Origin of the sequence: Micromonospora sp. NPDC005291, assembly GCF_040607415.1 — a bacterium.
Classification (GTDB): Bacteria; Actinomycetota; Actinomycetes; order Mycobacteriales; family Micromonosporaceae; genus Micromonospora.
On record NZ_JBEXGR010000005.1, the window covers coordinates 148,350 to 168,543 of the forward strand.

A 20,194-nucleotide genomic window follows, 5' to 3' on the forward strand; every position below is an offset into this window, starting at 1 on the left:
GACGGTGAGCTGACCCCCGGGTCACTGCCTTTCCCGCCCGGCCGCGCCGGGCGTTCCCCTGAGCGGTTCACCATCCGCGGACCACGGTCCGCGCGCTGGCGCCTGCCCGGATGCCGGTCCGGCCCCCGGTGTGCCGCTCTCCCCCCGATCCGTGGAGGACCCCGTGAAGCACACCCTGAAGCGTCAGCTCCGCCGCCTCGCCACCGAGCGCCCTTACCAGATCGTTGTCGCCTCCGCCGCGGCCCTCGCGATCGCCAGCACCACCGGCGCCCTGGTCACCAGCACCGACGACGCCCCGGCCAGCCAGCACACCGTGACCACGGTCGCCGAGATGCGCAGCGACACCGCTGCCTCCCGCAGCGAGGCGCGCGACGCGTCCTCCTCGGCCAGCACCGCACCGACCACCGCCGCCCCCGCGCCGGCCACCAGTGCCGCGTCGCCCGCAGCCAAGGCCAGCAGCAACCCGGACCTGACCCGTAAGCCGGAGCCGCCGAAGCCGCCCGCGACCAAGGTGCTCGACTACGACTACCAGGTGCAGAACACGTACTACAACTGCGGCCCGGCTGCCACCCGCAACGCTCTCAGCGCCGCCGGCATCAACCGCACCCAGGATGAGCTGGGCGCCGAGCTGGGCACCACCGAGATGGGCACCAACTCGGCCCTGGACACCACCCGGGTGCTCAACGCCGAGGTGAAGGGCTCCCCGTACCGGACCCGGATGTTCGCCGGCACGCCCAGCTCGGCCCAGATGGACCAGCTCCAGGCCGACGTGGTCAAGGCGATCACCGACGGTCGCGGTGTGGTGGCCAACGTCGTCGGCGACGCCACCGACACCAACGGCGGCTGGCACTCCTACGGCGGCGGGCACTACATCGCCGTGGTGGGTTACAAGGACAACGGCCGGACCGTGCGAATCGCCGACTCGGCCAACGCGGCCGACCCGTCGTACTGGATCACCACGATCGACCTGGCCAACTGGATCGCCAGCCGGGGCTACTCCGCCTGACCCAGGCACGTTGACCGCCGCGGGCGCCGTCCCCCACAAGGGGCCGGCGCCCGCGGCGTCTTCACCGAGCGGTCAGGCCTGCGCCGCATCGACGATCCTCGTACCTGGTCGCGAACCGTGGGAGACTGCGGCCGTGGTGGATGAATCAGGTGGCCGGGCAGGCCGTGGGCCGATCCTGTTGCTGCTGCACGGGATGGGGGCGACCGGAGACGTCTGGCTGCCGTGGGCGCCGTTGCTGGAGCAGCACTGGCCCGGGCGGTGGCTGGCACCGGACCTCGCCGGCCACGGCTGGTCGGCCCCGCTGCCGTCGTACACCTTTGCTGGTTTCGCCGGCCGGATCGCCCACGGCCTGGCCGCCGACGACCGGCTCGTCGTGCTCGGGCACTCGCTGGGCGGGGTGGTCGGCCTGGCGCTGGCCGCCCGCGCCACCGGGATACCGGTGGACGCGGTGGTCGGGCTCGGCATCAAGGCGCTCTGGTCGCCGGCCGAGCTGGCCCGCGCCGCGGAGCTCGCCGCGCGCCCGGTGAGCTGGTTCGCCAGCCGCACCGAGGCGGCCCGCCGCTACCTGCGCGTCTCCGGGTTGGTCGGCCTGGTCCCGCCGGATCATCCGGTGGTGGACGCCGGGTTGCGTCAGGTCGACGGCCGGTGGCGCCTCGCCATGGACCCGACAGCCTTCGGCGTCGGCGAGCCCGACCTGGCCCCGTTGCTGGCGGCGACCGACGTGCCGGTGGTGCTGGCGCGTGGCGAGCACGACCCGATGGTCACCGACCAGCAGCTCAAGGAGTACGGCGTACCGGTCGCCACGCTGCCCGGTCTCGGCCACAACGCGCACGTGGAGGACCGAGCGGCCGTTCTGGCGCTGGTGGACCCATACCGGTGATCGGTCACAACGGTGCGGACGCGCTCGGTGCCTTCCCGCTGTCGCCGTGATGCAGTTGGACGTGGGCGAGCTGGGTGAAGCGGATGCAGTGGCTGGTCAGTTGGCTCCGAGCATCCGGCGGACCCGGCCGGCGACGGCCTGCTTGACCCGCTCGCGCAGTGACTGCGCGTGGAGGGTCTTGACCTTTTTCTGGAGCGTCCGGTTCTCGTCCCGCAGCCACTGGATGCGCGTCAGCAACTCCTCGGGAGAGTAGGCGGAGACCGGCCGGACCGCAGGTGGGTAGACGGTCTGGCGGACCTGCTCGTCGAAGCGGGTAGCGCTGTCTCCGTCGGCGAACGAGAGGCCGAGGTCGTGCTTGGCGAGGAACGCGGTGATCCGCGTGAAGCGCTCCTTGTGGCCCTCGTTCAGGGCCGTGTAGTCGGCTTCCGCATAGAGCTGGGCAGCGTCGACGTCGGCCGGCACATCGCGCATCAAACGGTGCGGGATGTCGAAGTATCGGGCCAGCTCCAGGGTGCGCGAGTCGTGCGCCAGCAGATAGCCGGGGATGCCCGAGATCAACGCCGTGATGGTGCCGTGGATCCGGGTGCCGAAGGCGAAGTCGAACCCGGAGAGATACTCCATCCAGGGCCACGGGTCCATGAACATCCGCACCTTGTCCTCGACGAAGAGCGGGTGCGAGGTGTGAATCGGCATGTCGGCGGTCATGCCCCGCAGCTTCGGCGCGTCGCCGTAGAGCAGGGTACCGAGGGTGTAGAGGTCCTGTGCCACGTAGCGCAGGTTCGGGTAGCGCCGCTGGTGGTGCAGGACGAGCGGGGCCAACGCCTTGACGTACGGCGAGATGACGAACGCGAGCCGGTCGTCGATGCCCAGGGTCGCCTTCGTCTTCTCGATGCGCAGGCTGTCGCCGTGCAGGAACATCGACGGGCAGCCGATCTGCTCGACAGCGGAGAAACCCAGCTTGCGTAGGTAGTTCTCAGTGATCTCGCCGCGTACGCCGATGCTGTGCGAGCGGTCGAGCACCGCCCGGCAGAACGCGCTGACCGGCTCGTCGATCGGGCGGAGCTGCTCCAGGTTGCCGTCCACGTCGGTCTGCGCCCCGACCCCGAGTACCACCACCGGGATCTTCAGCCGTTCGATCAGCCGGGCCATCGTCGTCAGCCGGTGTGCGTAGTCATGGCGGAACGCGTTGGCCAGTGGTATCACGAAGACGTCGTACTTCTCGTTGATCTCGTCGGCATCGCGTGGGTCCGCCCGGAACCGCGACGGGGTGATCTCGGCCGTGGAGGTGGCCAGTAGCTTATGCGCGGCGTGGCTGAAGACCAGATTGCCGGTGTTCTTACCGATCCAGTCCCGCTCGTAGGTCTCCTCGGCGCTGAGGACGTCCAACGGGCCCTTACGGGCGCGCAGCAGGATCCGCTGATGCATCGGTGGCTCCACCTCTCGTCCGGAGGCGGTGGCGCCCGACCCCGGAGATCGTCCGGCAATGTCCCGGGAGGCGGGACATCTGTTACCTCCAGGCCTCGCGATACTAGGCCACCGACCGGCCGCTGGCCTCACGCGGCGATCGGCCCTGAGGCCGAGCCGCCACCGGCGGCCCGGCGGCTCAGGCGGTGGGGGAGACCGGCACCAGGTCCGGCTCGACCGACCGCCCGGGGGTCGGCGGGCTCCAGTCCGGCTCCAGCTCGCGCCTGGCGGCGTCCAGGAACGCGTCGGCGTACGACTCGGCGGGGAAGTCACCGAGGTAGCGCCGCCGCGTCGCCCAGCGCTCCGGTGCCATCGGATCGGCGCCGAGCAGCCGGCCCAGCACATCGTCCAGGTTCGTCATGTCCCGGTGCAGCACGTAGCCCGCGCCGGCCAGCGGGAACCGCTCGGTGAACCGGTCACCCTCGCCGCCCATGTCGGTCACCGCGAAGGGCTTGCCGGAGTAGAGGTAGTCCGAGATCACCCCGGAGACGTCGGAGATCAGCGCGTCGGAGCGGTTCACGCAATCCACCAGGCTCAGGTCGCGGCCGGCGGCGCCCCAGACGTGTGGCCGGCCAGTCCGCGCCCGGTCCGCCGCGAGCAGCTCGGTCAGCCGACCCAGCTGCCGTGCCGATGCCGGGTTTTGCGTGGTGTACGGGTGGGCGCGCAGGATGACCGTCGCACCCCGGTCGAGCAGCCGTCGCAGCATCGGTTCGGCCACCGGCAGCGAGCAGTAGTCCGCGTCCGCGTGGTGTCCCGTCCAGGTCGGGGTGTAGAGCACCGTGCGGGGCGCTTCGGCAGCCAGGGACTCCGGGCGTACGTTGATTGACTCGACCTGCGGGCGGCCCACTATCACGAACTTCTCCGCCGGGATCTGCACCCCGGCGCGGGCGTACCGGTCGATTGCCGCCGGGCCGGCGACGAAGATCCGGTCGAAGATTCCCGACACCGGGTTGGCGCTCGGCGCCTTGTCGCTGTCGCCGTGGTGCAGCTGGACGTGGGTGAGCTGGGTGAAGCGGATGCAGTGGCTGTTCTTCGCACCGTGGTTGACGTAGAACGCCGCCCGTAGGCTCGGCACCAGCGCCTCGTCCATCGCCCCCAGGGTGGGGCAGTAGACCACTGGTGCATCGGTGGCTGCGGCGATCGGGGCCAGGAACTCCGGCTCCCGCAGCACGACCATGAACGGCCGGCCGATCCGCTCCAGGTACGGCAGCCACATGGTGACCTGGTACTCCGAGCCGGGAGGCGCGGAGAAGTAGAGCAGGAACTCCGGCTGGTGCCGGCGCAGCGCCCGGCCCACCGCCCCGCCGCCGGCCGGCGGCCGGAACCGGCGTCGGGCCAGATCCAGCGCGATCGTGCCGGCGCCGGCGCCGACCAGCAGGGCCGCCGCGAGGGCGACCAGGGCCGGCATGGTCGCCGCGGCGGCCAGCGCCACCACGGCGAGAAGCCCGAGCAGCGCGTCGCCGAGGTGCGTGGCGACCGGCGCCGTCCAGGACCGCACCGGCAGGTTGGCCGCCCGGATCTCCAGGTTGCCGGCGTGCCGCAGCGGGCCCACCAGCAGCACCAGCCCTAGCAGCACCAGCGCGGCGGCGGCCAGCGCGGGGTCGAACCCACCGTCCAGCTGTCGGGCGTAGCCGACCAGGACGGCGGCGGCGATCAGTGTCGTCTCGGCGGCGGTGTCCGCGCCCTGGCGGATCCGTCGCTCAGCGGCGGTGGCGACGATGGCGGCCACCGCCAGCGCCAGCCCCCAACCGGTCGCCCCGGTCAGCGCCACGACCAGGAAGGCCAGCACGGCCAGCCCGATGCTCAGGCACCGTGCGATCAGTTTCCGGACCAGGTCACCACGCATGTCGCTCCGTTCACCATCGTCCCGGTCAGCAGTGCTCGGCCGTCAGCCGACGGTCGCCGAGGCGACATTGGTCTCGTCGGCTACCCGCGGCGTCTGGGCCGGCACGGCCGGCGCCGCTTCGCCCGGCGCCCGGCGTACGTCGATGACCTGCCCGGTGAGCTCCGAGATCAGCACGTCCAGCGACGACTGGGCGACGGCCTCCGCGGCGAGCAGGGTGTGCTCCGGCTCCTCGCCGAAGGCCCGCGTCCGCATCGGAGTGGCGGTCCGCTCCGGGTTGATGCAGTTGACGCGTACGCCGACGTCGGCCCATTCGTCGGCGAGCGCCTGGGTGAGGTTGACCAGGGCGGCCTTGGTGGCCGAGTAGAGCGCGTAGCGGGCCCGTCCCCGGGTGTAGGAGCTGGAGGTGTAGAGCAGCAGCTGGCCCTTGGTCTGCTCGAGATACGGAAGGGCCTGGCGGGCGATGGTCACCGGGCCGACGAAGTTGACCTGGAGTAGCCGGTCCATCGTCTCCTCGTCCATCTCGGCGAGGGCGCCCTTCTCCAGGATCCCGGCGGTCACCACCACGTGGTCGATCCGGCCGGTGGCCTCGAAGGCGGTCTTCAGCGCGGCCTCGACGTCCTCGGCGCGCTCCACGTGGGTGCCCGTGCTGGAGCGGCTGAACGGGAAGACCCGGGCGCCGTAGCGCCGGGCCAGCTCGGTCAGCTCGTGGCCAATGCCGTAGCTGCCGCCGAAAACGACGATGGTGCGGCCGGTCAGCTCCTCGCTGTAGCTACGGTGGTTGGTCAGCCGGGGTGCCTGCGCCGCGGCGAGCTGGAAGAGCTTGTCCGCCAGGTGCACGTCGACCGGGTGGGTGACTTTGATGTTCTCGTCCGAACCGTCGATCACCTTGATCGGCGTGCCGGGCAGGTAGCGCAGCACCACGCCGCAGTCGTCGGTGGCGGCGAAGTTCGGGTCGCCCGCGGCGTGTCGGTAGGCATCCCGGATGGTGCCGGAGCGGAACGCCTGCGGGGTCTGGCCGCGGCGCAGCGAGGAGCGGACCGGGATGTCGGTGATGCACTCGTTCTCGTCGACCTGGATGATCGTGTCCGCCGACGGGATGGCCACGTCGACCGCGGAGTAGCTCCAGAGCGCGTTCACGCACTCGCGGACGATCCGACCGCTGACCAGGGGCCGCACCGCGTCGTGGAAGAGGATGTTGACGTCGCCCTCTCCGACCGCGTCGAGCGCGATGCGGGTGGTGGCGTTGCGGGTGTCGCCACCCTCGATCACCTTGGTGACCTTGCGGAAGCCGGCCTTGTCGACGATCTGCTGGGCGTCGGGGACGTGCCCGGTCGCCATCAGCACGATGATCTCGTCGATCTCCGGGGCGGCCTCGAAGATGGCCAGGGTGTGCTCGATGATCGGCTTACCGGCGATCTTCAGCAGTTGCTTGGGGATCCCGAGCCCGAGTCGCGTCCCCGTACCCCCGGCGAGGATCACGGCCACTGTCCGCGAGGGGCGCCAGAGTGCCGGGCTCGCCGGCGTGGCACCCAGCACGGGGCTGTGATCCTGGATCATTCTGCCGGTCCTCGCTTCCACCGAAAGGGGCGTTCTGCGCGTCGATGACGAGATGTGAATTGTGGTCGACGCCCAGGAAACCTTAGCGCCTACGACTGACCGCATCGACCGAGCGTGCGCCCGGTCGATGCGGTCGTCGACCTGTCTACTTGCCTTCGTAGGCGTTGCAGACCTCGTCGGTCGGGCCGTCCATCTTCAGGACGCCACCCTCCAGCCAGATGGTCCGCTCGCAGGTGTCCCGGATCGAGCCGAGCGAGTGGCTCACCAGGAAGACGGTGCCGGCGCCGTCGCGCAGCTCCCGGACCCGCTGTTCGCTGCGGCCCCGGAACTTGCGGTCGCCGGTGGCGAGCGCCTCGTCGATGAGCAGCACGTCGTGCTTCTTCGCCGAGGAGATGGCGAAGCGCAGCCGGGCGCCCATGCCGGAGGAGTAGGTGCGCATCGGCAACGAGGCGAAGTCGCCCCGTTCGTTGATCCCGGAGAACTCGATGATCTCCGGGGCCAGCCGCTTGACCTCCTCCGGCGGCATGCCCATGGCCAGGCAGCCGAGCACCACGTTGCGCTCGCCGGAGAGGTCGTTGAGCAGGGCCGCGTTCACGCCGAGCAACGAGGGCTGGCCGAGCGTGTAGACCGCGCCCCGGGCCGGTGGAAGCAGCCCGGCGATGGCCCGCAGCAGGGTCGACTTGCCGGAGCCGTTGCTGCCGATCAGCCCGATGGCCTCACCCTGGTACGCGGTGAAGCTCACGCCCTTGACCGCGTGCACCTCGCGGATGTTCGGCGCGTTGGTGCGGGACACGATGCGCTTGAGGGCGGAGACCGGACTGGTGGTGCCGGTGGCGCCCTTGTGGATCTTGTAGATCACGTGCACGTCGTCCACCACGACGGTGGGCACCCGCCCCGTGTCCACCACGGCGGCGTCCACCGCGGGCAGGGTCTGCTCAGCCACGGCCGTACTCCTTCTCTCCGCGCCAGAAGTAAACGAACCCGCCGAAGCCGACGGCCACCGCCCAGGCCACGGCGAGGAGCCACAGCCGCGTCGGCGAGGACGCGATGTGGTCGGGGTACGCCGATTCGAGCAGTGAATACCGGGCCAGCTCGATGTAGACCAGGATCGGGTTGGACTCCAGCGCGGTCGCCGCCCAGCCGGGAAGCCGCTCCGCGAAGAGCGCGACGCTGTAGAGCACACCGGAGCCGTAGAGCCAGGCCCGCATCACGAACGGCATGACCTGCTTCAGGTCGGTGATCTTCGAGCCGATCCGGGCCATGATCATGGTCAGCCCGATGTTGAAGATCGACTGGAGTAGTAGCGCTGGCGCGATCAGCAGCCAGCGGAAGGTGATCGGCTCCCCGGTGGCCAGCACGATCGCGGCCAGCACCAACATCGACATGAGCAGCTGCTGGAACTGCACCAGGGTGACCGTGATCGGCAGGGCGGCGCGCGGGAAGTGCAGCGCCCGGATCAACCCCAGGTTGCCCGTGATCGCGCTGGTGCCCTGTAGCGCCGCGCTCTGGGTGAACGTGAAGATGAAGATGCCGGTGCAGAGGTAGGCGATGAAGTTCGGCACGTGCCGGTCCTGCGCCACGATCACGCCGAAGATCAGGTAGTAGACCGCCGCGTTGGTGAGCGGGGTCAGCACCTGCCACAGTTGGCCGAGTTGCGTGTTGCTGAATGACGAGGCGACCTTCGCCCGCGAGTATGCGGACATGAAGTGTCGATACGCCCACAGTTGGCGGGCGTACGCGCCCAGGGACGGGGGTTCCCCGGCGACCTTCAGCCCGTACCGCTGCGCGAGTTGGGCGCGGGTCAGCCCGGATTCGAGGTCGGCCACCGCGGTGTTGGCCATGGTGAGGCGCTCCGATCTTTCGTGCTGATGGGGAGCAATGAGGATGTGTCGCGGCGATGAAATCTAGCGTGGCCGGTATGGGGAGGCTGCTCCGCTGCTGGGTGGAAGGTAGTGGAAAACACGTCAGGACGCAACCGTAGCGTCGTTGCGCTACATTGTCCCACGTGACGACCGAGAAGAGGCGTGCTCCCGCCGGTGCGGCCGTTCTTCGCGACGACATCACCACGGCCATCCGCCGAGCCGTCATGCAGGAACTTGCGCAGACCGGCTACGGCCGGTTCTCCGTCGAGGCGGTCGCCCGACGGGCCGGTGTCAGCAAGACGGCGATCTATCGGCGGTGGCGTTCGAAGCTGGAACTGGTGCTCGACATGGTGAGCGCGGTCGCCGGGAAGAAGTTGCCGCTGCTCGACACCGGCAGCCTGCAGGGCGACGTCCAGCTGCTGCTCATGATCGCCTCGGGGGCCCTTGGCCACCCGCTGGCTTCGCAGATCATTCCGGACCTGCTGGCCGAGGCGGCGCGCAACCCGCAGATCGCGGAGACCCTCCAGCGGGCGCTGCGCGACTACCAGGTCCGGATCGGGGAGATGGTCATCGGCCAGGCGGTCGACCGGGGAGAGCTGCCGGCCGGTACCGACCCGTCGGCGGCGATCGATCTGATCATCGGCCCGATCTACTGGCGGCTCGCGATCTCCCGCTCGCCGCTGGACACCACCGAGCTGACGAACATGGCTAACGCGATCGTGGCCGCGTTGCGGATAACATGTGCTGGTTTGGTCGAGAGTCAGGCCCCCAGAATGCCGGCCCACTGACCGAGCCTGCACCCGACCATGTCGGCACTTGAACGTCGCGGCCGTACCAGTCGCCGTAAATCGGGACCGGCTAGTATCGCCATCCGAACCCCCGCCTGCACCGTCTAGACCCAGGAGGACCCCCATGGCTGGGCAGAACCCAGACTTCATCCCACCGGCACGTCCGATCATCGGTGAAGCTGAGATCGAGGCGGCTGTGCGGGTGCTGCGCAGCGGGAAGGTGGTGCAGGGGCCGGAGGTGGCGGCGTTCGAGGAGGAGTTCGGCGAGCTCGTCGACGGTCGGCACTGCGTCGCCGTCAACTCCGGCACCTCGGCGCTCCAGCTGACCCTGATGGCGCTCGGGTTCGGCCCCGGCGACGAGGTCATCGTGCCCTCGTTCTCCTTCGCGGCCAGCGCCAACGCCGTCCGGCTGGTGGGTGCTGAGCCGGTCTTCGTCGACATCGAGGCGGGCAACTTCTGCGTCGACCCGGAGGCGGTCGCCGCGGCGATCACCCCGCGCACCGTCGCGATCATGCCGGTGCACCTCTACGGCCACCCCGCCGCGATGGACAGGATCATGGCTATCGCCGAGCGGCACGACCTCGCCGTCGTCGAGGACGCCGCCCAGGCACACGGGGCCGGCCTGCACGGCACCCCGGTCGGCGCCTTCGGCACCGCCGGCTGCTTCAGCTTCTACCCCACCAAGAACATGCACTCCCTGGAGGGCGGCATGGTCAGCACCGGGGATGCCGGGCTCGCCCGCACCCTGCGGCTGCTGCGCAACCAGGGCATGGAGCAGCGCTACGCCAACGAGATCGTGGGCGCCAACATGCGGATGACCGACGTGGCGGCGGCCATCGGTCGGGTGCAGCTGACCCAGCTCGGCGAGTGGACCGAGCAGCGTCGCGCGAACGCGAAGTTCCTCGACTCCACCATCACCGGCCTGGTCACCCCGCCGGTGGCCGACGGCGCCCGGCACGTCTACCACCAGTACACGGTGCGGGCACGGGGCGACCGGGACGCCACCCAGCAGCGCCTGACCGAGCTGGGAATCGGCAACGCCGTCTACTACCCGACGCCGATCCACCGGCTCAAGCCCTACCTCACCGAGGACGGCAAGCCCGGCCCGTGGGAGCTGCCGGAGACCGAGCGGGCCGCCGCCGAGGTGATCTCGCTGCCGGTGCACCCGTCGCTGACCCAGGTCGAGCTCGACCGGATCGCCGAGGGTGCGAACCTCGCCGGGGGTGCCCGATGAGCGAGCGGGGCAAGCTGCGCGCCGGCCTGATCGGCCTCGGTGCGATGGGTCGCAACCACGCCCGGGTGCTCTCCAACCTGGACGGCGTCGAACTGGTCGCCGTCGTCGACCCGGCCGGCGACACCACCGGCACCCTGCGGGCCCCGGTGGTCCCGGAGCTCGGTGACCTGCTGGCGATGGGCATCGACTACGCGGTGGTCGCCTGTCCGACCGCGCTGCACGAACGGGTCGGCCTGGAGTTGGCAGCCAACGGGGTGTGCGCGCTGATCGAGAAGCCGCTGGCCCAGTCGGTCGAGACGGCCACCCGGCTGGTCGAGGCGTTTGAGTCCGCAGGTCTGGTTGCCGGCGTCGGTCACATCGAGCGCTACAACCCGGCGCTGCAGAGCCTGCGTATCCGGCTGGAGGCCGGTGAGCTGGGCGAGGTCTTCCAGGTCGTCACCCGGCGCCAGGGCCCGTTCCCGCACCGGATCGCCGACGTCGGCGTGGTGATGGACCTGGCCACCCACGACATTGATCTGACCGCCTGGGTGACCGGTCAGGAATACTCATCGGTCTCGGCTCGAACAGTCTCCCGTAGTGGCCGGCTGCACGAGGACATGGTCGCCGTTGTCGGCCAGCTCGCCGACGGCACGATGGTCAACCACCTGGTCAACTGGCTGAGCCCGCTCAAGGAGCGGTCCACCGTGATCACCGGTGACAAGGGCTGCTTCGTCGCCGACACGCTCACCGCCGACCTCACCTTCTACGCCAACGCTGCCATTGACACCGAGTGGGAGGCGCTGCGCGCCTTCCGCGGCGTGGCCGAGGGCGACATGGTCCGCTACGCCATTCCGAAGCGGGAGCCGCTGCTCGTCGAGCACGAGCGGTTCCGTGACGCGGTCGAGGGCAAGGAGAGCGACATCGTCACCCTGCGGCAAGGTCTGCGTACCGTGCAGGTCGCGGCGGCGCTGCTGGAGTCGGCCTCCGACGGTAAGGTCGTGTCGGTCGTGCCCGGCGGCAGCGACGCGGAGCCGGCACTGCGATGAGCCCGGCGCCGGCTCGGCGGGTGGTCTCGGCGGTGCGGCGGCGGGTTCCCCGGCGGTGGCGCATCGCGCTCCGCCGGGCCGCCGTAGGCACGCGGCCCTGGGAGACCCCTTCGGTACGCGAGCTCTGTGAGCTTCCCGCTGGTACGCCGCTGCTGGTGCACGCGGGCGGAGTCGCAGGCGACCGGGCGCTGGCCGGCGTGGTAGGCGCCATGGCCCGGTTGCCCGAGTTCCACCTGGCGCTGGTCCGCGGCGAGGCGGAGCGGGTGGCCACCGAGGACCTGCTCCGCCGGGCCGGCAAGGCCCGGCGTCGGATCCACGAGGTGCCGCGCCCGAGCACGATGACCGCCGCGTTCCTCGCCTCGGCGGACGTGGCCGTGTTCGGGTTCGACCCGGACGCCGGTCTCGCGCTGCTCGACACCTACCTCGCCGCCGGGCTGCGCGTCGTCGCGGCAGACAGCCGGGCGGCCCGCGAGCACCTTGCCCGGCACCGGGCCGGCGACTTCTTCGCGCCCGGGTCGCTGCCCTCCGTCGCGAAGGCGGTGGAGCGGGCCCGGCAGCGCGGGGACGCGCCGCCCGCACCGGACGAGCCGCCGGTCGCGCCGATCGAGGCCGGCACCCCGGGTCCCTGGCGGGCGCTCGGCGCCGGTCCGGTCCGGTTGGGGCTGGGCACGGCGAACTACGCCGGGCAGCTCTCCGCCCTGGCGGTGGCGATCACCGCCGCGCGGGCGGACGTCGGCATCGAGCTGGTGATGGCCAAGCCGCCGGCCACCTATCGCTACCCGGCCGACCGCTACCTGAACTACCCGGGCGAACACCGGCTCGACGTGCAGACGGAGCAGGCCCTCCGGGTGCTCGGCTGGTACACGCACCTGATCGTGGACGCGTTCCGCCCGGTGCTCGGCCGGGGCAACGGCGACGACATTTCCGCAGACCTGCCCGCGCTGCGCCGGGCCCGGCTCAAGGTCGCGTTGCTGGCGCACGGCAGCGAGATCCGCCATCCGGGAGCGCACCTGGAGCGGCACGCCGAGTCCGCGTTCCGGGACGCGGACGAGGAACTGCGCGAGCGGCTCACCACGGTGACCGAGCGGAACCGGCGTACCGCCGAGGAGAGCGGCCTGCCGTTCTTCGTGACCACCCCCGACCTGCTGGACGACGTGCCGTTCGCCACCTGGGCGCCGCTGATCGTCGACGTGGACGGCTGGGCCTGCGACCGCCCGGTGCTGGAGCGCGCCCGGCCGGTGGTGCTGCACGCGCCGTCGAATCGCTGGACAAAAGGAACCGACCGGCTGCTGCCCCGGTTGCAGGAGCTGCACGACCAGGGGCGGATCGAGCTACGGCTGGTGGAGGGGCTGCCCTATAGCGAGATGCGCCGGCAGGTGCACGACGCGGACATCATCGTCGACCAACTCGTGATCGGCAGCTACGGCACGTTCTCCTGTGAGGGGATGGCCGCCGGCAAGGTGGTGGTGGCGTATCTCAGCGAGAGCGCGCACCGCGCGGCCGGCGTCCAGCCGCCGATCGCGAACGCCACGCCTACCACGCTCGTCAAGACGATCGAGTCGTTGCTCGACGACCGTGCCGGGGCGACAGCCCTCGCCGCGGAGGGTCTCCGTTATGTCCGTGAACACCACGACGGCCGGCGCACCGCGCAGGTCTTCGACGCTTTCCTCCGGTGATCAGCGCCGGTCGTCGCCGCGGCGACCGGCGACCGCCGATCCGCGCCCGCGCAGGACCTTGAACAAGGAGAAGGCACCCGATGCAAGCTGTCCCGGATACCGACGCCCGGCCGACCCGGGGGCGGGTGGTGATGCTGGTCGACAACGGGGTCCACGGTGACTCCCGCGTGCAGAAGGCCGCCCGGTCGGCCGCCGAGGCCGGCTGGGAGGTGATCCTCGTCGGCATCCTCAAGGGCAGCAACCCCGAGGAGACCTGGCGGATCGGCGAGGCTCAGGTCCGCCTGATCCGGGTGGCGCGGCGGATTCCACATCCGATCACCCACCGCCGCGCGCTGCTGCGCCGCCCGCTGGCGTACAAGCCGGGACTTACCGCGAAGCGGAACCTGAACGTGCTCAAGGCGCGCCGCAACGACCTCGACTTCCGGCTGGCCGAGATCGAAGTCGCCCGTCGTGCGGGCGGGCCGCGCTGGGCGGAGCTGACCGGCAAGGCCCGCCTGGCCGCGCCGTACTTCGTCAACAAGGCGAAGTTCCAGTGGGTCAAGCTTCGGACCCGCGAGCTGCAGCGCCTCCAAGAGCGCCAGCAGGACCCGAACGCCCTGCTGGACCGGGCCGCGCTGCGGCTCTGGCAGCGCCTGCACGGCGACCGGGCGTGGCGCCGCCTGGACCCGGAGCTGTGGGACTTCGAACTGGCCTTCGGGCCGGTGGTGGACGAGCTACAGCCGGATCTGATCCACGCGCACGACTTCCGGATGCTCGGCGTGGGTGCGCGCGCGATGATGCGGTCCCGCGCCGCCGGGCGGGACGTCAAGCTGGTCTGGGATGCGCACGAGTTCGTGCCCGGCATCATCGGTCGGCCCAAGAATCTTCGCTGGCTGCCGGCTCAGATTGCCTACGTCCGAGAGCACGCCCCGTACGCCGACGGCGTCATGACCGTCTCCTCGACCCTGGCCGACCTGCTTCGGGAAACGCACGACCTGCCCGAACAGCCGGCGGTCGTGCTGAACGCCCCGCCCGCTGAGCTCACCCTCGAGCAGCGGGCGATGCCAATTCCCGACATCCGGGCGCTGTGCGGGATCGACGCGGGCACGCCCCTGCTGGTCTACTGCGGCGGCATCAACCCGTCCCGCGGGGTCGACATCATGATCCGAGGCCTGACCCGGATGCCCGACGCGCATGTCGCGCTCGTGTCGGTGCACCCCAACGGCAAGGTTCCGATCATGTACGAGCTGGAGGAACTCGCCGCCGAGTTGGGGGTGGCCGACCGAGTGCACCTGCTGCCGTACGTGCCGCACTGGCAGGTCTCCGCGTTCGTGGGCCCGGCCGACCTCGGCGTCATCCCGATCCACCACAAGCCGAACCACGAGTTGGCGTTGATCACCAAGTTCTTCGAGTACGCGCACGGCCGGCTGCCGATGGTGGTCAGCGACGTCAAGACCATGGCCGAGGCGACGCGGGCCAACGGCCAGGGCGAGGTCTTCCGGGCCGAGGATCTGGACGACTACCTGCGTGCCGTGCGGGAGGTGCTGGCCGACCCGCAGCGGTACCGGGTGGCGTACGACCGGCCGGGTGTGCTTGACCAGTGGACCTGGGAGGCGCAGGCGCGGGTGATGGACGAGGTCTACACCCGCCTGCTGCCGGACCGCCCGAAGGCCCCGGCGCAGCGCACGGCCAACCCGTCGACCGTGGCGCAGCGCTCCTCACTGCCCGTGAGCTGACCGGGCGGGGGGCTTGGCCAGTCGGCCAAGCCCCCCGCGTATCTGCTGTTCCGCCTTGCCAACGGCTCAGTCGTCGAGCAGCAGCCGGTCGAAGCCGGACTGGGTGACGCTCCAGTCCCAGGTCTTCAGCGCGTGTTCCGCCGCGGCCTGGCCGGTCTCCCGCCACTGCTCCTCGGTGGCGGTGGCGGCGAATATCCGCTCCGCCGCCTCAGCCGGGCTCTCGGCCACCCAGTCGGCCGGGAAGAGGGTTCGGGCGCCGTGCGGCTTGCCGGCGAAGAACGGCCAGTCACGCACCACCGGCACCGCCCCGCTGGCGGCGCCCTCCACCAGGCCGCAGTGGAAACTCTCGCGTACCGAGGAACTCACGATGACGCCGACTTCCTGCAGTGCGGCCGGGACGTCGTCGGTCTGCCCGTAGCGCCGCACCGCCCCCAGTGGCTCCAGCTCCGCCAGGTCCTGCTTGAGCAGCTTGCCGTAGTCCTTGGCGGGCTTGCTGGTCCGGTCGTTGAAGTTGCTGCCGATCAGCGTCAGCCGGTACCGCTCGTCCCGTTCGCGCAGCTTCCGCAGCACCTCGATCGTCCACCGCGGGTCCTTGGCCACCGAGCTGAACCCGACCATGCCGAGGTTGAACCGGGCGTCGGCCGGCTTCGACCGTGGGTAGCGTTGCAGGTCCATCGCGTTGTCGATGACCCAGAGGCGGGGCCCATCCGTCTCGGTGAGCTGCGGCAGCACGGCGGTGGAGAGGTCGCGCAGGTGGTCGGAGACGAAGACGACGTCGTCGACCCGGGAGAAGTCCACCAGGTGTGGCCAGAAGTTGAACGCCTCGAAGCTGTGCAGCCGGACGATGATCCGGGTGCTGCCCGGGTCGTGCAGGGTGAAGAGCGCCGCGGTGGCTTGGCACCAGTCGACGAAGATGGTGTCCGCCCAGTCGAGGTGCGGCCGGAGCCACTCCTCGATCTTGGCGCCGTAGGACGAGTCACCGGCCAGCAGGTGTTCCATGACGGTGCTGCCGCTGAGCGCGAGCGGGCGGGTCACCTCGTCCTCGTAGAGGTCCAGGAATCGGACCTCCACGTTCGGCATGGCCCGGTAGCGCTCCAGAATCTCCGGCAGGAAGTTGTCGTTGATCAACGTCGTCACCAGCAGGCGCAGCGGCCGGTCGGTCGGCGCAGGGGCTGCCGGGGTGAGCCGACCGCGCGGCTGGGACAGCTTTCGCGCTGCGGTGCTGGCCCGGAACGGTGCCACGAAGGCTCCCGGATCCGTGCTCATCGGCGAGGTGAGTCGATCGAAGTGCAGTACCCGGTTGGACGACAGGCTCCACGCCATGGAGACGGCCGCCGCGGCCTTCTTGGTGTCCCGGGGCAGCAGGTCGTCCGCCAACGCGAGCTGGGCCCGGATCGCGTCGTGCAGGCCGCTCGGCTGATGGCCGAGCGTCAGCTCCGTCTTCGCCGCCTTGGTCAGCGTATCGGCGCGGGTGGCGAGGCTGCTGATCCGCTGTACGGCTGCGGACGCGGCCCGGGCGCCGGCGGCCGTGCGACCGGCCCGGACCGCGCTGTCGTGCAGGCGGACGGCGAGCTTGCTGCGGAGCCGGTCCGGGACGCGGGGCGCCGCCACGGCCTGGGTCCAGAGCCAGGCGCCCGCCGGGTTGCTCATCACCCGCTGGCCGGTGGCCTTCTTGAGGGTGGTCCGGATGGTCTGCTCCGCGGCGCTGCGGGCCCCGCGCGCGCCGATGCCGGCAGCGGCGGCGACCTGGCGCTCCAGGCGCTTCCCGACCGACTCGCTCCGGTTGGAGGCGAGGGCCTTCTGCGCGGGCACGAGCCCGTAATAGGCGCCGGCCCGGGTGTTGCGCTGCGCCATCTCCCAGACCGTGTGCACCGCGCGAGCGTCGAGAGCGACCAGCAGGTCGGCCCGGCGGTATTGCTGCCGCAGCCAGGTGCTGCGTCGAGCGTGCAGCCAGATCTTCCGGTTGGCCGGTGCCCGCCCGAGGGCCTTGCGGAACCGGGCGTCCCGCTTCTCGCCCGGTACGGCGAAGGTGCGGATCTCCGCCAGCGTCGGGTCGATCCCCAACTCCTCGCTGTCGAAGAAGCAGGCCACCGTGACGGTGGCGCCCTTGCTACGGAAGCGCTCCAGCGCCTCGACCAGGACGGCCGGCTGCTTCGGCGCGACGGTGGCCACGATGAGCACGGTGGTCATGGTTGGACATCTCCAGTCGAAGCGGTCGCGGCCGGGGCGGGAACGCCGGCCGGGGTCGGCCGCGCGAGTTCGGTGAGGTGTCGCACGGCCGGGGCGAGCACAGCGGGCCGGGCGAACCGGCTAGCGAGCTGGCGTGCCGCGGCCCGGTCCTCGTCAGTGGCCTTCAGGGCCATTCGCGCTGCCTCCGAGAAGGAGTCCGCCAGCCGGTGCGGGTCCAGACCCACCGCGCCGGTCCAGAGTGGATGTCCGGCCAGGATGTTCGTTGCGTCGTGGTCGACGTCGTGGGCGGAGAGCACCGGCAGCCCGGTGGCCATGAACTCGTACACCTTGCCGGAGGTGACAAAGCGGCCGCCGACCAGCATCAGCACCAGGGCGTCCCAGGAGCCAAACGTCGCTGCCAGGTCCGACTTCGGTACCGGGCCGCCGAAGCTGACATTGTCGACGGCAGCCTCTTTGAGCAGGTCCATGTGCCGGTTGGCCTCCCGCATCGGGCCGGCGCCGATGTGGCCGCGCACCTCGAACCGGGAGCGGGCCAGGACCGGATCGTTGCGCCGTGCGATCCGCCACCCGTCGAGCACCGACTCCAGGAAGGCCGGGGTGAAGTTGACCGAGCCGAGGTAGCCGAAGGTCAGCCCTGCGGCCGGATCCGGTGACCGGCCGCTGACATCGGGGAGGCTGTCCTCGTCGTAGCCATTGCGCACGACGTGCACCCGGTCGGCCAGGTGCGGGTAACGCTCACGGTAGAAGCCGGCGATGGGGTCGTTCACGCACCAGACCGCAAGTGCGTGCTCGAGGACCTTGAACTCCCAACGCCCGGAGACCGAGTCACGAGTGAAGGCCTCGCCGCCACCGATCACGTCCAGCGACCAGCCATCCCGGAAATCGACCGCGTAGGGAACCTTGTACTCCTCCCACAGCTTCCAGGTCGCCGCGAGGTTCACGTACGGGGCGCAGGAGGAGATCAGCAGGTCCGCGGGGTGCTGGCGGTGCTGCTGGATCACCGCCTTCTCCAACTCATAGCGCCAGCCGCCGAAGACCGGCTCAGGGAAGATCTTCTGCTCGCGCTTGCGGAGCCGGCTGATCCACCCCGCCGGGTCGATCGACCGTGCTTCGGAGAAGGCGCGGATGTCGGTCTCCAGGTCCTCCCGGATCAGCGGCAGCTCGATCACCTTGACCCGGGGGTCGACCTTCTCGGAGAGGGTGTGGTCCAGGCCGTACTCGCGCTCCCAGGCTTCCTGGCAGATGGTGATGACGGTGATGTCCCAGCCCATGGCGACGAACTGATTCGCCGTCTCGCGCAATCGGTATGCGCTGCTCTTCGCCGCAGGCGGGAACCCGATCGCCAGGTAGATGGCGTGTGGTCGCCGTCCGCCGCCGGACCGGGGAAGGGGTGCAACTCGATTGCTCATCGCAGGTACCCGATCGTGAGGAGGGGATGCGCCATCATGCCAGGTGACGCCGCAGCGTCTCGGCGACCCGGTGGGCGGCCCGGCCGTCGCCGTACGGGGTGCCGCGCGGGGCTTGCGGGGCCGGGCGGGTCGCGGTGGTCGCCCACTGCGCACCCAGTTCGCGCGGGTCGGGGACCAGTGCGTTCCAGCCGCCTTCGAGGGTCTCCACCCACTCCGTCTCGGTGCGCAGCGTCGTGCAGGGGCGGTCCAGCAGGTAGGCCTCCTTCTGCAGGCCGCCCGAGTCGGTGACCACCCCGACGGAGCCGAGTACCGCGGCGACCATGGCGCCGTACGGCAGTGGCCGGCCGGCGTGCAGGGAGCCCCGAGAAAGCTTCAGGCCGTACTCGTCGGCGCGGGCCACCAGCCGCGGGTGGGCGAGCAGCGCCACCGGCACCGGCAGGTCGGCCAGCGCGTCGAGCAGTGCGGCGAGCCGCTGCGGGTCGTCGGTGTTCTCGGCGCGGTGCAGGGTGGCCAGCAGGTACGGCTGCTCCGGGTCGATCCCCTCGGGCAACGGCGGCCGGGGCTGGTCCCCGCGCGTCACGTCGTCCCGGACCCGCAGGCAGACGTCCACCATCACGTCGCCGACCAGGACCGCCCGGGACGTCAGGCCCTCCGACGCCAGGTGCCGCATCGCCTCCTCGGTGGGGGCGAGCAGCAGGTCCGCGGAGTGGTCGGTGAGTACCCGGTTGTGTTCCTCGGGCATGCGGCGGTTGAACGAGCGCAGTCCGGCCTCCAGGTGGGCGACCGGCAGGTGCTGCTTGACCGCCGACAGGGTGCCGGCCAGGGTCGAGTTGGTGTCGCCGTAGACCAGGACCCAGTCCGGCCGCTCGGCGGCGAGCACCGGGTCGAGCGCGGCCAGCGTCCGGCCCGTCTGCACGCCGTGGCTGCCGGAGCCGATGCCCAGGTGCACGTCCGGGTCGGGGATGCCGAGGCCGGAGAAGAACACGTCGGACAGATCCGCGTTGTAGTGCTGGCCGGTGTGCACGATCACATGCTCACAGCCGTCCACCGCGAACGCCGCGGCGATCGGTGCCAGCTTCACCAACTGCGGACGGGCGCCGACGATGCTGACAACCTTCACTACCTGACTCCTCGGGGGTCTGCGACGGGGACGATGGGCGGGCGGTTGCCACCCCGGGGCGCGGGTCGGCGCCGTTCACCTCAACCGGTCGGGGTGCCCCGGCCGGGCCGAGCTATGGAGCTGTGTGGCGCCGGACCCGGGTGGGCACCGGGGACGACCACGGCGGTGGCTGCGCCCGCCGACGCCGCGGTATCCGGCTGGCGGGCGACGGCCCCTGGAATAGTAGTGCTTCGCGCGGCGCGCGACGACGTACGCGCTCGCTGCCTCGGAGCCGGTGTCGACCGCACGACACAGCGTGCTCGGGCCGGTCGGCCCCCCGGGAAGAAGCAGGCGGTGGCGGGAACACAGCGGCCAACCCTAGCGGATTTTGTCCGGTACCTCGCTTCTCGGGGCCGCCGTCCGATGCCGGGCCCGTACCGAGC

Annotated in this window: 15 protein-coding genes; 7 read left to right on the forward strand and 8 right to left on the reverse strand. The window is 70.9% G+C overall.

Annotation, left to right across the window (positions count from 1 at the left end; translation table 11 throughout):
- Window positions 1–151: 151 nt before the first annotated feature.
- Window positions 152–1,006, forward strand: coding sequence for a C39 family peptidase (locus tag ABZT18_RS09400; RefSeq protein WP_354993955.1), 855 nt, complete (start codon window positions 152–154; stop codon window positions 1,004–1,006).
- A gap of 133 nt (window positions 1,007–1,139) precedes the next feature.
- Window positions 1,140–1,886: an alpha/beta hydrolase gene (locus tag ABZT18_RS09405; protein ID WP_354993954.1), complete on the forward strand. Its 747-nt coding sequence runs from the start codon at window positions 1,140–1,142 to the stop codon at window positions 1,884–1,886.
- A 96-nt stretch (window positions 1,887–1,982) separates the two neighbouring features.
- Here ABZT18_RS09405 and ABZT18_RS09410 read toward each other — a convergent pair whose 3' ends face one another.
- The 5 genes from ABZT18_RS09410 to ABZT18_RS09430 form a co-directional block, all read right to left on the reverse strand.
- Window positions 1,983–3,311: a polysaccharide pyruvyl transferase family protein gene (locus tag ABZT18_RS09410; protein WP_354993953.1), complete on the reverse strand. Its 1,329-nt coding sequence runs from the start codon at window positions 3,309–3,311 to the stop codon at window positions 1,983–1,985.
- 178 nt (window positions 3,312–3,489) lie between these two features.
- Entirely contained in the window at window positions 3,490–5,196 is a 1,707-nt protein-coding gene (locus ABZT18_RS09415) for a CDP-glycerol glycerophosphotransferase family protein (RefSeq protein WP_354993952.1), read from the reverse strand.
- A gap of 42 nt (window positions 5,197–5,238) precedes the next feature.
- On the reverse strand, window positions 5,239–6,753 hold the full coding sequence (locus tag ABZT18_RS09420; RefSeq protein WP_354993951.1) for a bifunctional cytidylyltransferase/SDR family oxidoreductase: 1,515 nt from the start codon (window positions 6,751–6,753) through the stop codon (window positions 5,239–5,241).
- Window positions 6,754–6,898: 145 nt separating this feature from the next.
- Window positions 6,899–7,696 carry an ABC transporter ATP-binding protein gene (locus tag ABZT18_RS09425; RefSeq protein WP_354993950.1) on the reverse strand — a complete coding sequence of 266 codons (798 nt, stop codon included), beginning with the start codon at window positions 7,694–7,696 and terminating at the stop codon, window positions 6,899–6,901.
- The gene (locus ABZT18_RS09430) at window positions 7,689–8,594 is read right to left on the reverse strand and encodes an ABC transporter permease (RefSeq protein ID WP_354993949.1); all 906 of its coding nucleotides are present in this window, start codon (window positions 8,592–8,594) and stop codon (window positions 7,689–7,691) included. The genes ABZT18_RS09425 and ABZT18_RS09430 overlap by 8 nt, the downstream gene beginning before the upstream one ends.
- A gap of 164 nt (window positions 8,595–8,758) precedes the next feature.
- On the opposite strand from ABZT18_RS09430, the gene ABZT18_RS09435 reads away from it, so the two are divergent.
- The 5 genes from ABZT18_RS09435 (at window position 8,759) to ABZT18_RS09455 (ending at window position 15,053) form a co-directional block, all read left to right on the forward strand.
- Window positions 8,759–9,403: a TetR/AcrR family transcriptional regulator gene (locus ABZT18_RS09435; RefSeq protein ID WP_354993948.1), complete on the forward strand. Its 645-nt coding sequence runs from the start codon at window positions 8,759–8,761 to the stop codon at window positions 9,401–9,403.
- Between the two features lie 124 nt (window positions 9,404–9,527).
- Window positions 9,528–10,637 (forward strand): DegT/DnrJ/EryC1/StrS family aminotransferase, encoded by a 1,110-nt coding sequence (locus ABZT18_RS09440; RefSeq protein WP_354993947.1) that lies wholly within the window; start codon window positions 9,528–9,530, stop codon window positions 10,635–10,637.
- Window positions 10,634–11,662: a Gfo/Idh/MocA family oxidoreductase gene (locus ABZT18_RS09445; protein WP_354993946.1), complete on the forward strand. Its 1,029-nt coding sequence runs from the start codon at window positions 10,634–10,636 to the stop codon at window positions 11,660–11,662. Before ABZT18_RS09440 ends, ABZT18_RS09445 begins: the two co-directional genes overlap by 4 nt.
- Window positions 11,659–13,338 carry a glycosyl transferase family 1 gene (locus ABZT18_RS09450; protein ID WP_354993945.1) on the forward strand — a complete coding sequence of 560 codons (1,680 nt, stop codon included), beginning with the start codon at window positions 11,659–11,661 and terminating at the stop codon, window positions 13,336–13,338. Before ABZT18_RS09445 ends, ABZT18_RS09450 begins: the two co-directional genes overlap by 4 nt.
- An 80-nt stretch (window positions 13,339–13,418) precedes the next feature.
- On the forward strand, window positions 13,419–15,053 hold the full coding sequence (locus ABZT18_RS09455) for a glycosyltransferase family 4 protein (protein ID WP_354993944.1): 1,635 nt from the start codon (window positions 13,419–13,421) through the stop codon (window positions 15,051–15,053).
- Between the two features lie 66 nt (window positions 15,054–15,119).
- On the opposite strand, the gene ABZT18_RS09460 is transcribed toward ABZT18_RS09455, so the two are convergent.
- From ABZT18_RS09460 to wecB, 3 genes are read right to left on the reverse strand one after another with little or no spacing between them, the layout of a single operon-like run.
- A complete protein-coding gene (locus ABZT18_RS09460) occupies window positions 15,120–17,243 on the reverse strand; it encodes a glycosyltransferase family 1 protein (protein WP_354993943.1) in 2,124 nt (707 codons plus the stop codon).
- Window positions 17,240–18,652 (reverse strand): glycosyl transferase, encoded by a 1,413-nt coding sequence (locus tag ABZT18_RS09465; protein ID WP_354993942.1) that lies wholly within the window; start codon window positions 18,650–18,652, stop codon window positions 17,240–17,242. Before ABZT18_RS09465 ends, ABZT18_RS09460 begins: the two co-directional genes overlap by 4 nt.
- Before the next feature lie 34 nt (window positions 18,653–18,686).
- On the reverse strand, window positions 18,687–19,772 hold the full coding sequence (wecB, locus tag ABZT18_RS09470) for a UDP-N-acetylglucosamine 2-epimerase (non-hydrolyzing) (RefSeq protein ID WP_354993941.1): 1,086 nt from the start codon (window positions 19,770–19,772) through the stop codon (window positions 18,687–18,689).
- Window positions 19,773–20,194: the final 422 nt, after the last annotated feature.

Coding starts and splice junctions, on each gene's coding strand:
- ABZT18_RS09410 (WP_354993953.1), bottom strand. CDS start 3,311: ATGCATCAGCGGATCCTGCTGCGCGCCCGTAAGGGCCCGTTGGACGTC.
- ABZT18_RS09415 (WP_354993952.1), bottom strand. CDS start 5,196: ATGCGTGGTGACCTGGTCCGGAAACTGATCGCACGGTGCCTGAGCATC.
- ABZT18_RS09420 (WP_354993951.1), bottom strand. CDS start 6,753: ATGATCCAGGATCACAGCCCCGTGCTGGGTGCCACGCCGGCGAGCCCG.
- ABZT18_RS09430 (WP_354993949.1), bottom strand. CDS start 8,594: ATGGCCAACACCGCGGTGGCCGACCTCGAATCCGGGCTGACCCGCGCC.
- ABZT18_RS09440 (WP_354993947.1), top strand. CDS start 9,528: ATGGCTGGGCAGAACCCAGACTTCATCCCACCGGCACGTCCGATCATC.
- ABZT18_RS09445 (WP_354993946.1), top strand. CDS start 10,634: ATGAGCGAGCGGGGCAAGCTGCGCGCCGGCCTGATCGGCCTCGGTGCG.
- ABZT18_RS09450 (WP_354993945.1), top strand. CDS start 11,659: ATGAGCCCGGCGCCGGCTCGGCGGGTGGTCTCGGCGGTGCGGCGGCGG.
- ABZT18_RS09455 (WP_354993944.1), top strand. CDS start 13,419: ATGCAAGCTGTCCCGGATACCGACGCCCGGCCGACCCGGGGGCGGGTG.
- ABZT18_RS09460 (WP_354993943.1), bottom strand. CDS start 17,243: ATGACCACCGTGCTCATCGTGGCCACCGTCGCGCCGAAGCAGCCGGCC.
- ABZT18_RS09465 (WP_354993942.1), bottom strand. CDS start 18,652: ATGAGCAATCGAGTTGCACCCCTTCCCCGGTCCGGCGGCGGACGGCGA.